General features: G+C 48.2%; 8 protein-coding genes. 3 read left to right on the top strand and 5 right to left on the bottom strand.

Features of this window, described 5'->3' with window-relative positions; translation table 11 throughout:
• Window positions 1-14: 14 nt before the first annotated feature.
• The gene (locus D3H65_RS03460) at window positions 15-1742 is read right to left on the bottom strand and encodes a M1 family metallopeptidase (protein WP_245999674.1); all 1728 of its coding nucleotides are present in this window, start codon (window positions 1740-1742) and stop codon (window positions 15-17) included.
• A gap of 80 nt (window positions 1743-1822) precedes the next feature.
• Here D3H65_RS03460 and D3H65_RS03465 point away from each other — a divergent pair, with 80 nt between their 5' ends.
• Entirely contained in the window at window positions 1823-3415 is a 1593-nt protein-coding gene (locus D3H65_RS03465) for an ABC transporter substrate-binding protein (RefSeq protein WP_245999675.1), read from the top strand.
• Between the two features lie 45 nt (window positions 3416-3460).
• A complete protein-coding gene (locus D3H65_RS03470) occupies window positions 3461-4333 on the top strand; it encodes an alpha/beta fold hydrolase (protein WP_119048924.1) in 873 nt (290 codons plus the stop codon).
• A gap of 4 nt (window positions 4334-4337) precedes the next feature.
• On the opposite strand, the gene D3H65_RS03475 is transcribed toward D3H65_RS03470, so the two are convergent.
• Both D3H65_RS03475 and D3H65_RS03480 read right to left on the bottom strand, forming a co-directional pair.
• Window positions 4338-5030: a LytR/AlgR family response regulator transcription factor gene (locus D3H65_RS03475; protein WP_119048925.1), complete on the bottom strand. Its 693-nt coding sequence runs from the start codon at window positions 5028-5030 to the stop codon at window positions 4338-4340.
• Window positions 5011-6174, bottom strand: coding sequence for a sensor histidine kinase (locus tag D3H65_RS03480; RefSeq protein ID WP_119048926.1), 1164 nt, complete (start codon window positions 6172-6174; stop codon window positions 5011-5013). Before D3H65_RS03480 ends, D3H65_RS03475 begins: the two co-directional genes overlap by 20 nt.
• 229 nt (window positions 6175-6403) lie before the next feature.
• Here D3H65_RS03480 and D3H65_RS03485 point away from each other — a divergent pair, with 229 nt between their 5' ends.
• Window positions 6404-8257, top strand: coding sequence for a TlpA family protein disulfide reductase (locus D3H65_RS03485; RefSeq protein WP_162915385.1), 1854 nt, complete (start codon window positions 6404-6406; stop codon window positions 8255-8257).
• Here D3H65_RS03485 and D3H65_RS03490 read toward each other — a convergent pair.
• Window positions 8238-9611 (bottom strand): OmpA family protein, encoded by a 1374-nt coding sequence (locus D3H65_RS03490; protein WP_119048928.1) that lies wholly within the window; start codon window positions 9609-9611, stop codon window positions 8238-8240. The two genes, D3H65_RS03485 and D3H65_RS03490, sit on opposite strands and share 20 nt — an antisense overlap.
• A gap of 24 nt (window positions 9612-9635) precedes the next feature.
• Window positions 9636-13640, bottom strand: coding sequence for an MBG domain-containing protein (locus tag D3H65_RS03495; RefSeq protein ID WP_119048929.1), 4005 nt, complete (start codon window positions 13638-13640; stop codon window positions 9636-9638).
• Window positions 13641-13717 lie beyond the last annotated feature (77 nt).

The following is a 13717-nucleotide window of genomic DNA, read 5'->3' on the forward strand; positions in this document are numbered from 1 at the left end:
ATCTTCTGTAGATATTATCTCACCTGCTTGTTATTCACGTAGAAATTCCTGTCCACCTCAAAGGTTTTACCATCATACCAATCTGCCAGTTTCAATGACTGCCATGCTTCGGTAGGCGTGATCAGTTGGGTGCGCTCAACACCCAACTTTACTTTCACCGGCATGGTAAATCCTTTGATACAATTCACATAACGGAATTCGATACCGCCAGCCGTTGTTTTGTATTCGAGTGTGGGTATCTGCGTAGTGCGCAGGTATTGATCGAATACTTTGGAGAGATCGAGACCAGCCTGTTTACTGATATAGGCTTCCACGTCTTTGGTATCGGTGGTTTTGTGGTAATACTCTTTATTGAGCCCCCTTAATAGCTGGCGGAACTTTTCATCATCGCCAATAATATTACGGATGGTGTGCAGCAGGTTACCTCCTTTGTAATACATGTCGCCGCTGCCTTCCTGGTTCACGCCATAATGGCCGATGATGGGAATATCGTTTTGAATGGCTTTGCGGGTGCCAATGCAATAATCATTACCTGCCTCCACGCCAAATTCACAGGTGGTGTAGATGGTTTCAGAATAATTGGTAAATCCTTCATGCAACCACATATCGGCAATATCATTGCTGGTAATATTGTTGGCAAACCACTCATGACCGCTTTCATGCACCAGGATAAAATCCCATTTATTACCCCAGCCAGTACCTGACAGGTCGCGGCCGCGGTAACCATTCTGAAATCCATTGCCATACGCTACGGCGCTTTGGTGCTCCATGCCGAGGTGCGGGGCTTCTACCAACTTATAACTGTCTTCATAAAAAGGGTAGGGACCAAACCAATGCTCAAAACATTGCAGCATTTTAGGCGCCTGTTTGAATTGTTCCTTTGCTTTGTCGAGGTTATAATCCAATACCCAATAATCGCAGTCCAACTTGCCCTTTTCGCCGGGAAAGTCTTCATGCCAGGTTACATACTTGCCGATATAAGGAATGATATTGTAGTTGTTGATTGGGTTGGTGACCACCCATGACCAGGTGGTAAGTCCATTACCGGCAGCGTGCTTATCGGCCAGGCGACCGTTTCCGACAGCTACCAGCGAATCGGGCACCGTAATGGAAAGAGAAGCGCCTTTGTCGGGCTCATCACTTTGGTGATCTTTACAGGGATACCAAACACTGGCGCCGAGGCCCTGACAGGCTACGCTCATCCAGGGACGGCCTTGCTTGTCTTTGGTCCATATCCAGCCACCATCCCAGGGTGGGCGCACAGCTTCGCGGGGCTTGCCATGAAAATGGAGGGCCAAAACAGGATCTTCGCTATCGAGGTGTTTTTGAAACTCCTTTGTTTCTACCCACCAGGCATTGCCTTCGCGGCGAATGGGGGCCGCAAAACGTTTTATGTTTTTTCCTGCCACGAGGTCAAATACCACACTGTCGAGGATCATTGGTTCCTGCAGGTCTATCTGCATAATGGTGGTAGTCGCTTTACCACTCTTTTTGATGTGCATGTATACCTTGCCGCTGATGGTTTTGTTGTTATAATCGGGCGTTACATGAACATCGTACCGTTGTACATCCCACCAGGTGCGTTCGGGGCGAAGACTACCCCGCAGGCTATCCTGCCGGGTAAAGCCTTTTTTCTGGCTTAAGGGTTGTGCTGAAACGGAAAAACCAACAAAAAGCAGCAGGAAACAACACATGAGTGTAGCCTGTAAAGCACGGCAGGTGATAATTTTTGAGCAGATCAAAGCGATATGTTTTTGAAATGCTAAATTTAGCGCAGAATATGAAAGCTAACCCACTAATTTTTATAATCGGCTTTTTCTCTATGATCCTGGCTACCGCCTGCGGCGGAAGCGCTGGCGGATACAAACAGGTTTTCAGGTACAATGAGTACAGCGGTATTGCTTCGCTCGACCCCGCTTTTGCCAAAAACCAGTCGGTGATCTGGGCCGTGCACCAGTTGTACAGTACGCTGGTGGAAACGGATAATGAACTGCGGATCGTGCCCTCCCTGGCTTATCGCTGGGATGTGTCGGCCGACAGACTGGTATACACTTTTCACCTGCGGAATGATGTGTATTTCCACGACAATGAGGCTTTCCCCAATGGCAAGGGCCGCATCATGACAGCCCGGGATATTGAGTATAGTTTTAAACGCATTACTGATCCTGCTACTGCCAGCAGCGGCGCCTGGATCTTCAATAACCGCCTGGCGGCTACGGATGGATTCAAAGCGCTGGACGATTCCACGTTCCGGCTCACCCTGTTGCGGCCGTTCACGCCCATCCTGGGACTGCTGAGCATGCAATATTGTTCGGTAGTAGCCCGGGAGGCCGTCGAGAAGTATGGTCCCGATTTCCGGAGCCATCCCTGCGGCACGGGACCTTTTGCACTCAAAAGCTGGGAGGAAGGGCAGGCGCTGATCATGGTGAAAAATGAGCGCTATTTTGAGAAAGACAGCGCCGGCAACCGTCTGCCTTACCTGGAAGCGATAAAAGCCAGCTTCTACGACAGCAAGGCCACGGAGTTCCTGTTGTTTCGCCAGGGACAACTGGACTTTATCAATGATATTGAAGCTTCCTTCAAAGACGAGATACTTACCAAGAAGGGGGTATTGCGCAAAGATTGGGAAGGCAGGATCAGGCTTACCAAACATTCCTACCTCAATACGGAATACCTTGGCATACTGGTAGACAGCAGCAACGCACTGGTAAAAAATTCACCGTTAAGAATGAAAGCTATCCGGCAGGCTATCAACTATGGATTTGACCGTCGTAAAATGATGATGTACCTGCGCAACTCTATCGGTACACCGGCAGAAAGTGGTTTTATTCCTTCGGGATTGCCCTCTTTTGATGCGGCAGTGGTGAAAGGCTACCAATATGATCCGGTGAAAGCACGCCAATTATTGGCAGCCGCCGGCTTCCCGGACGGTAAAGGTATGCCGCCTGTTAAGTTGCTCACCATTGCTATTTATTCCGACCTGGCCAGTTTTATTGCCCGGCAACTGGAAGAAGTAGGCTTGAAGATACAGGTGGAGGTAGTACAGAAAAGCCTGCTGCTGGAACAAACGGCCAAATCACAGGCCTTGTTTTTCAGGGGCAGCTGGATGGCAGATTATCCCGAAGCTGAAAACTACCTGAGTGTATTCTATGGCAAGAATCCTGCGCCACCCAATTATACCCGTTATAAGAATCCAGCCTTCGATAAACTGTATGAAGAGGCGATCATTACTGAAAATGACAGTTTACGGTACAAGCTATACCAGCAAATGGACCAGCTTGTTATACAGGATGCACCGGTAGTGCCACTTTGGTATGATGAAGTGATCCACCTGGAGCAATTGTGGGTGAAGGGGTTTCCGGCGAATGGATTGAACCTGCTGGAGTTGAGGAGAACAAAGCTGGAAAAGAAATGATAATGCTGTTTGTAGCTGGCATGTGAATTGAATATTGCTTGTGTGATGTCAGTAATGCCAGTATTATATGAACGTGTGGCAGGCTGTAATATAGCCTATTCCAGAACGGGCACCGGCTATCCGCTGTTGCTGTTACATGGATTCCCACAAACGCATATGGCATGGCACCAGGTAGTGCCGCTACTGGATAAGCACTTTACCCTGATCATTCCGGACCTTCCCGGCTATGGTGATTCTACAGGTCCGGCTCCCGATGAACAGCATGAAGCCTATTCAAAAAGAAATATTGGTAATATCCTTGTTCAGTTTATGCAACAGCTTGGCTTTCCAAAGTTTGGTGTTGCAGGACATGACCGTGGAGGAAGGGTAGGATACAGGATGGCTTTCGATCATCCTCAAACCGTTACCAGGCTGGCTGTATTGGATATTATTCCTACCGGAGAAATGGCCGATCGCATGACCTTTGATCTTGCGCTTGCTTTGCCGCATTGGTGGTTACTTGCCCAGCCATATCCATTTCCGGAAACCTTAATTATACAACAAGCGGAATATTACCTAAAAAATACCCTGGATAGCTGGTCTGGTAATAAAAAATCCATCACGGAGGAAGCCTGGCAGGAATACCTGCGCTGCTTCAAAAATCCATCTGTGATCAGGGCCATGTGCGAAGATTACCGGGCTGGTGCTACGGTGGATGTGCAATATGACCGGCACAATAAGGATCGTGGACAACGTATTACTTGTCCGGTGCTGGTATTATATCCCACTGATTTTTTTGCTGCCAGGTTTGGTAACCCTGTATCTGTGTGGGAGAAATGGGCTGTTGATGTACAGGGAATGGCTGTTGAGTCCGGGCATTTTTTAATGGAAGAAATTCCCGGTGAAGTGAGTAAAGCTTTGGATGATTTTTTCAGCTAACTGACTATTCATTGCCCAATGATTTGAACAGATCGTCTTTATAACTGATGCCAATGGGCAGTTCCATGCCCGGCATTTCTACCTGGCTATTGCGGATAGCAGTAATATAACTCACTGCTGCAATGTAGGAGCGATGTACCCGGATGAATTGAGACGGGGGCAATACTTTCTCAAACGCCTTCATCGTGGATGATACGATCATGACACTATCTGTGAGGTGTATCTTGATGTAATTCTGCATACCTTCCACAAAACGGATATCATGGAACATGATCTTCACCAGTTTATTGTCCTGCTTTACGAAAGTATAATCAGGTGGTGGCGGTGGAACGGTAAACGCTTTCTCCTTAAACCGTTCCCATGCTTTGTCCACCGCCTGCAACAAGCGGGGCATGGCAACGGGTTTCAATAAGTAATCCACTACATTCAGCTCATAACCTTCCATAGCATATTTATCATAAGCGGTGGTGAAGATAACCAATGGTGGATTTTTGAGTGAACGCAGGAAATCCGTGCCCGAGATCACGGGCATTTTGATGTCCAGGAATAACAGATCTGTTTTGCCGGTTTGCAAGGCTTCATAGGCTTCCATCGCATTGCGGCAGGCGCCGGCAATGCGGCATCCGGGAATGGAAGAAACATAAGTGGTAAGGAGCTTCCTCGCTTGTGGTTCGTCATCAACGATTAGACAGTTCATGTGCTAAAGGGTATATTGTTAATGTGAGGGTGAATTGGTCTTTTGTATCTTCAATCTGCAGCAAATGCCGGTCCGGGAAATAATGCTGCAATCTTTTGCGCACATTTTGTAGCCCAATGCCCCCGCGATGGGGCATACCGGAATAAGCATAACTATTGCTGGTTACAAATCTCAACACGTCGTTTTGGGTAATTAACTGTACATGGATCGATGCTTCCGGCAGGCCTGCACTGAATTTGAAGGCATTCTCTACCAGGGGCAACAACAAGGCTGGTAATGGATAACTAAGTGAAGGGGCACAAATGTCGGTTGTTATATTGGAATGTTCGTCATACCGCACACTTTCTACGGCAATATAATTCTGCAACAAAGTAACTTCCTGTTGCAGGGTCACAAATTCTCCATGGCAGTCATAGAGCGAAAAACGCAAGAGGCCGGCCAGCCGGTTCAACAATTCCACAGACCTTTCCTTTTCATCATGTACAATGTAGGATTGCAGGTTGTTGAGCGAATTAAAGAGCAGGTGGGGGTTGATCTGTGCTTTCAGGAAATTCAGTTCCAGCTGCACATTCTCTTTCTCCAATTGCGTTTGCTGCAGGTGGCTGCGCCAGGCATACCGGATAAACTTGATGGTGAGAGGAATATAGATGATGGTGATGAGGCCCGTGATACTGCTGAAAAAATCGGCCATTAACCGGTGTGGTTGTAACTGGTGCTGGTAGAAATTGCTCCAGAAATCCTGTCCGGCAAACCAGCCGCCTTCGTTTTTATATTCGGTAACCAGCTGGTTGATATGATACGTGCGTAAAAAGATGGCGATGAGGTAATAGACGATGAAGGCTGCTAGTCCCCATAACCATTTTCTCCGCTGAAACAGGGGCAGGATTCCATACACAAGTGGATAAAACAGGAATAGTCCCAAGGCAATACCTGTGAGGGTGATCACATAATGCTGGCTCACCTCAATGTGTACCACTAAATTTTCCCGGAGCCAGAAGAAAAGGAGGAAGGCCCAGAAACCGGTATGTAATAATACGCGGTATCGTTGGTCAGTGAAAGAACGCTGCCAAAAAATATAGATCCATTGCGTTCCTTTGGTGAACGACCTGGGTTTCGTATTTGCAAAAACTGCCGTAGTGCTCATAATCTTGATTCAGTCGATAAATGTCACAGATTTTGGTCAAATTCAATAAGCAGGCTGACGAATGTGAATCTGCTTGTGATCAATATGAGCGCGTGGCTGATGAATTAGATATCAGTGGTGGCGGTAATTGATGGTCTGGTTCAAAGGATGGTTGATCAGTGGTTTTCATAGCCCGGTCAATCATATTTTCAAGGATATTGGTGCTAACGTTCTTTTGGAAAAAACAAATATGCTGCACCTGATTTACCAGCTTCAATGGCTGTTGCAACAAAAGATAAGAAGAATATTAATAACTAGTTGTTATTTAATCATTGCACCGGCTGTTTTTTCGCAGGCGGGTGCGGTTTACCCCAGTCAGCCTTCCTGGGGTGATACGTTGTTGATCAGCTACCGGTTGCCAGCCCCTTCGGCCATATTGCAGGGTGGGGAACCTGTATATGCGAAAATAACTACCTGGATGCAGGATGGCGGCTACAGGTGGTATGTGCTGCCATTAACGGGGCAGGATACCTTAACGCAATCGTTTGTGCTACCCCCGTCTTCAGCGTCCATCTCTATCCGGTTTTATACCTTGAATAAAGATGATGAGCAGGCTGGCCGGAAAATGTATGTGTATGACCGAAGCTCCCGGGTGCCCGTGGCCGGGGCTTACTGGGAAGATCTTTTCTCCGGTAATCCCGAACCTTATTTCAAAAAAGAAGTGCAGGGATATCCCGGGCAATACCTTACCTATGCCAAATACTTCAATGTGGTGTCGATGTATAAGGGAGCGGAAGAGAGTAAGCGTATTATAGAGGAGTTGTTGCCGGTACTGGAAAAAGTATTGAAGGAGAAAGACTTACCTGATGCAGGTTTATTAGCGGCGCTTTGTGTGGGTTACGCCAAATCAGGTAAACTGGCCATGGGTAAAACATGCCTGTTGCGGCTGTTTACCGAATTTCCACAGGCAATGGAAACATGCCTGGCTTTCACCTTGTACAACTATGAGTATTATAAAGCCAGCAGCCGGCAGATAGAAGATGATATACGGCAACAGCTGGCCTTCATCTATAAGCAATGGCCCGGCGCTGCTTTGGCCGATGAGGCCAATGTAACCTATTACCTGAGTAAAATGCCGGAGCTGTCTGTCGATGATTTTGAAAAGGTATTGTTACCCCGCTACCAGCAAGGGCGTATTCCTTACTATGGCCTGGAAAGCCTGCCGCAGATCTATATTGACCGAAAGCAAAAGCTCGATAGCGCCAAGGCGATTTTAACAAGGGTTTGGCAGCAATGGCAGGATGGCAGCATCAATCATCAATACAGGCTATCTCCGGGTCATTATAGTATGTATGCACCTTTATTATTACAAAAGCTGGCCATGGCCCATTTACTCCTGCAGGAATATGAGGCTACCATCACAAAAGCTTCGGCAGGCATCACCTTACTGGCCGGCAGTAATTATGAAGGCAATTTTCTGCCTGATCTGTTGGCGGTGCGGGCGGAAGCTTATGCGTACCTGGGCAACCTCAATATGGCGCTGGAAGATTATAAGCAATTGTATGTATCAGGAAAGACAGATGCGCTTGATTCGATCAGGAAGATATTTCCCTATTGCACAGTGAAAGAGAAGACTGTGGAAGCCTGGTTGGCCGGCTTACAGAAGAAAGGCAGCGCACCTGGTACCGCAAGCACTGACCTAGCTCCTGATTTTGCAGGTACAGACTTACGGGGGCGCAAGGTTCAATTGTCCGGATTAAAAGGTAAGGTAGTGGTGATGAATTTCTGGAGCATAGGATGCGGTCCCTGTATTGGTGAAATGCCTGCTTTGAACAAGTTGGTGCAAAAGTACCAGGGCAACCCAAAGGTGGTTTTCCTGGCCATTACAGGCGATGAAAAGGAAAGGCTGCAGCAATTCTTTAAGAAGCGGAAATTCCTGTATACGGTGGTGAACAGGGGCGGTAAGGTAAGTGAAGATTATAAGATTGAAAGCCTGCCCGTGCACATCGTGATCGGTAAAAACGGAACGGTGATCAACCGGTCTACGGGTGCACGGGAAGATATTGCCACTTACCTGGAGGGGATCATCCGGCAGGAACTATAAATACCACCCGCCTGTTCTGTTTTCTATTGCTTTCAGATGTATTGGGTACCAGGGGTTCGCGGTCGGCTTTCGATACCGGCTGCACCCTCGATGGGTCAATGCCTTTTTGGATTATGTAATTGGCTACTGCTTTTGCGCGTGCCCCTCCGATACGCTCATTCACGACGTCTGTACCCACATCGCAGGTATGGCCCTGGATCTCCAATGCCAGTTCAGGGTGCGCCTGTAGGATAGCAATCACTTTGTCTGTCTGTGCCTGGGCTGCTGCTGATAGGGTAGTATCGCCTTTCTGGGAGAAAGCTACCGGGGTTTTTAATTCCTGCAGTTCAGATTTCGTCAGGGCAGCTGTTGGCACAGTTGCAGGAGTGTCTGGTACCGGTGGTATCACTTTTACCGTATCGGATTGCATAGGTGGTGGGGCTGGTGCTGTTACTACAGGCACAGGTTCGGGCATGGGTTGTACAGGAGGTGGAACAACCGCCGTTGGGGTGGTGGTCTTGCTTTTGCTGCCAAATGTAAAGCCCAGTTTAAGGCCATAAGCTATCATTCTTACATCACCGGTAGCACCTTCAATGGCAAACAGGCCAGTAGGCTTACTGGCAGTTAATCCATTGGGATCATAAGCCAGCAGCGCAGCATTGCCTTCAGATTTCTTTATATTATTGAGCCCATAATCAATATAGGCGCCCGTATAGAGATAACTGCCTGGTGATATCCGGAATCGCAGGCCAGCCTCTGCTGCCAGGGAAAAAGACAGTTTCCAGTCATTGTCGCCCGATCCTGTCCAACCACTTTGTTTACCAAACCCATGTACCGGCAGGTCTGTTATTTCCAGGTGGAGGTTGGGATAATAACCTGCCGTGCTGATCTCATCGGCCCTGGTGGAATAAGTTTGGCTGAATGGTATACCCAGTTTGCCACCTGCCAGCGCATAGAATTGTTGCTTTGTTCCGGCAGGCGTTTGAAAATAGAGTTGCAAGGGTATATTTACCGTATACACTTTTTGATCTTCCTGGTAGCCGTTGGCCTTCACCCGGTACTCAAAACCATCCCCTTCACTGTCTACATAATTGGTGGCAAAAGCGGTTCCTGCATTCAATTTGGCGCGGGTATGGTAATACCCGGCTTCAAGTCCTGTGCGGATACCCCAGTGGGAGGAGAAGAAGCGGGTATAACCAACACCAGCCAGGAATCCGGGCTTAATGGATACTGTTCCGTAGGTGTTATCATATTGTAAGCCATGCTGGCCCCCGCCAGCATACAGGCTGAATTCGTTGTGCTGGGCATTGACTGTTACGGCCGGACAACATGCGCAGGCGCTTATCAGGACCGGTAATATTATTTTTATATACATGTTGTAAGTGTTGTCAGTGATTGTTTACGGTTTTACAAGTACGTTTACCGAATGGGTAAGACCGGACGAAAGGCGCACCCGCACGATATACAAGCCCTGTATCAACGGCATCGTCATATTGGTTTGTGGTGAAACGTTTTGCTGCGTGGCAACGATGGCGCCCATATTATTGGAAAGCGTGACCGTAGCACCCTGTAATTGTGCAGCTGTATAATTCAGTTTGACCGTTACGGTTTGTCCCTGACCAACGGGATTGGGAAATACACTCATTGGTGCCAGGGTAGCTCCCGGTGTTACTATGATGGGACAGGTGGGCAGGGTTTCATTACCCGTGGTTTTTACCACGGCATAATATTCTCCGTTCAGGTTGCCGCTTTCATAATAATACTGTCCTGTTGCTCCGTTCACAGGGCTTCCATTTTTATACCATTGCCAGCCATTGAAGGTCTTACTACTGTTGTCGAACAGGAGCACATCATTCCAGTGTTTTACTAATAAATGGGCTGGCAACCTGGAAGTAAGGTTGATGACCACATTGGCAGCGGGGAGATAATTGTTATTGCCCGGCTGCGAGGCGGTGATGGCGGTGATGCCGGGCGTTAGTATGCTCAATTGATTATTGGCTATGGTTGCAATGGCCGTATTGGCCGATTGATAGTTTACGGGCAGGCCGCTGGAGCTGGTACCCGTTAATGTTAGGGTAGCGCTGCCATCACAGGCCGAAGTCAATAACTGGTTCCAGGTAATTTGTTGTGTGGCTTTGTCAATGGTGAGCTGGCCCGGTACAAAACTGATCGTATAGTTATTGTTGGCCAGGCTGCCCTGGGTGATGGCATAGGTGCCGGCATCTTCACCCGCTGTGCGCGTGAGGTTGCCTGCCAGCGCATCCGTGCCCACCAATGCAGGCGCCAGGGTATAGTTTAATTCCGGATCGGGCTGGCCGTAAGTTTTGTTTTTATTGAGGGCTGTTACCGTGATGCCTTTACGGGTGATGGTGAGATCGGCGCCGGTATAGGTCAGTATATAATTGTTGTTGAGGGTTAGGCCGTTTTGGATGGCATAGGCGCCTACATTTTCACCAGGCTGCCTGTTGAGGGAGCCACTGAAGGCATCACTGAAAGCAAGGGTAGGTGAGAAGGTGTAGGTCAGTGCCGGATCGGCCTCTCCATAGGTTTTGTTTTTGCTTTCTGCAGTAATGGCAATCGCTTTTTTATCGATGTTGAGATCAGCCCCTGCATAGGTGATCAAATAGTTGGTTCCTAAAGAAAGATCGTTTTGCAGAATGGCATAAGTGCCGGCATTTTCTCCTGCGTCCCGGCCGAGGCTACCGGTGAACGCATCACCGACAACGAGCGACGGGGCCACTGAATAAGTCAAGGCCGGGTCTGCATCACCATAGACCTTGCTTTTAGTTTCGGCTGTAACTGTTACGGGTTTGGGGTTTACAGTAATTGTAAAGGAGGTTGACGTTGCCGGATCATAGACTGCATTGCCCAACTGCCTGGCGAGCATTAGAACTGTTCCTTTGTTTTTGATCCTGATCTTTTCTTTATTGTCCGTATCGGTAAACTCCTGTGCAATATTGACATTATAAGTAGCATAATCAACCGGCAGACCGGAGTTGGTGGTGGCAGGATCGATGGGGGCATCACCGTAGGTAACAGAAATGTCAGATATGCTGATGGTTTGTTGTTTCATGGGCCGCTCATAAGCGCCCAGGTCGATGGTGCCATCATAGACCCTTGTTTTGTAGGCCATATCAAAGTTGGTGACAACGCTGTTGTTGCCTGTATTGCCATCGCCGGCTTCATAGAGTGCATTGCTGCCCACATTGATAGCAGGGCTGCCAGCTTTTAATGTAAAGTCGCCGGTAAACTCATTGGTAAACAGGGGCAGCTGATTGGCCTGGTCGGTGTCTATGTCATTGACATAATTGGGTGTATTGCCCGCTACTCCCATGATGATATTGCGGTTGAGTTCCAGACTGCCACCATTAAGTATGGCATAGGTTGCAAATGGTGTATAGACTATGCTGTTATGGATCTTCATAGAGCCGCTTTCATTATAAATGGCTTTACCCGTTTGAGCGGCTGCTGTGTTGTTGTACAAAGTTGAATTGACGAGGATGCAGGTACCCTTATTGAGTAGGGCGCCGCCGGCAACATTGCTGGTATTGTCGGCAAATACGCAATTGATCAGGCGGATCGACAGGGAATTGTAAACAGCGCCACCGGCGGTGAGGGCTTTGTTGTTATTGAAGGCACAATTGGCTACTGTAAGGTCAGTGGAATTGACCAGGGCGCTTTTAGCGGCATCTTGAAATACAAATCCATCTACAAATACTGACCGGTTATTCACGGTAGGAGTGGTATTCAGTAAACGCCCCGTGGTATTATTGCTTTTCAGGTCAATTATTGTAGGATGGTTTTTCCAGTCACGGCTATTGGTGGCGGGATCATAGCTGCCCAACAGCATATAACCTCGTTCGATAACCAGCAGGTCTTCCTGGTAAGTGCCTTTGGCTACGTGTATCTCCCGCACGGATTCGCAGGTATTGGCATACAGTAAAGCGTCGGCCAGGGAGGGGATGCTTTTGTTCCAGGCGCTGCCTTTATCGCCGAAAGTATTGTAGGTGCTTGTTTGATCAACATATAAAATGCCATTGTTATCGGGTTTGAGTCCATTGGCATTAACGAGTTGGTATTCTGCTGCACCGATGTCAATGGTACAGGGAGAGATGCGCAACTGCCCATAAAAATCGCCGGGTTCATCAGTAGTTAAAGAAAACTCATTGTTCCCCTTATTGATCACGCCGCTGGCTGCCTGCAGCCGGAAATCACCATTGGCAGCATCTACCCAAAGAGGGGGATTGTTAATATTGTCTCTTTGATCCGTGGGGCCAACTACGGATTGTGTACCTGCCGGGAAAGCGCAATTCCTTAACGACCCACCGTTGATATGTAGACTGCTGGTAGACCCATTTTTGGAGTAATTGTCCAGGAACAGGCAGTTCAATACATGGGTTGCTGCCCCGGTAAAATTCCCCAGGATTGCACCACCCAGGGCAGGCACATCTTTGTCGTGCGTTGCATTGGCATAAAAACTGCAGTTCCGGATCGTCATTGTTGTCCAGTTATTGATAGCGCCTCCACCCAGTGCTGTGTTTTTGTCAAAAATGGAATTAAGGACTACACAATTAGTCCCCTGGTTATCGATGGCGCCTCCACCTCCATTAAAATAACTTTGAAAGCCCACCCGTTCATCCACGTTGTTTGCTGAAAACCTGCATTTGTCCACCTTCATGGTAGCCAACTGGTAGTTGAATACAGCGCCGCCATTGAGGTAGCCATAGTTTGATTGAATGGTGCAACCTGTTATGGTGATCGTACCACGATTGGCAATAGCGCCAGCTGTTCTGGCTGCCCAATTGTTTTGAAAATAACTGTTGGAAACGATGAGGGTACCACGATTACAAAGGGCGCCGCCATTGCCAATTTCATCGTTGGTCTGATAGCTGATGCCCGGCGTGGGATAAGTAATGGGTACCGGCAAGGCAATTACTTTATTCTCTGTAAAAAAACATTCGTTGACGGTTACAATACCTGCCGTATGCAAGCCACCTCCATTGCTGGAAATATTACCTCCCCGGGTAAAGTGGAGGCCCGACAGGTGTACGGTAACGCCTGTTACAATATTCATAATGCGGTGAGTGAGTTCTCCATCCAGGATAGTGGCATTGGTGATACCGCCAGGCTGGCTATTGGTTGCTTTGTCCCAGCCGCCGCTGATATTATAGCTGCGCCGGATAAAATACTCATTGCCCGTATAGGTGCTATTCTTTGCCATGCGGATCTCATTGATGGCCGGCAGGTTATTGGCTTCCTGAACCGCATCGGTAAGCGTGGTAAAGGCATTGGTCCAGGAGCTGCCGTTATTGGCGCCGGTGGCTGTTTTGTCAACATAGATAATTTGGGCGCTGGCAGTTCCATGGAGGACTACTACCAGGAAGGCAAGTAAAAATGGCTTCATGGAGATGTTTTTGGTTTCAGCATGTTCTCTTCAATGAGCCGGATGCGTTGTCCGAAATACCACCACACAAAAAACAG

The sequence above is a fragment of the Paraflavitalea soli genome, from assembly GCF_003555545.1.
GTDB lineage: Bacteria > Bacteroidota > Bacteroidia > Chitinophagales > Chitinophagaceae > Paraflavitalea > Paraflavitalea soli.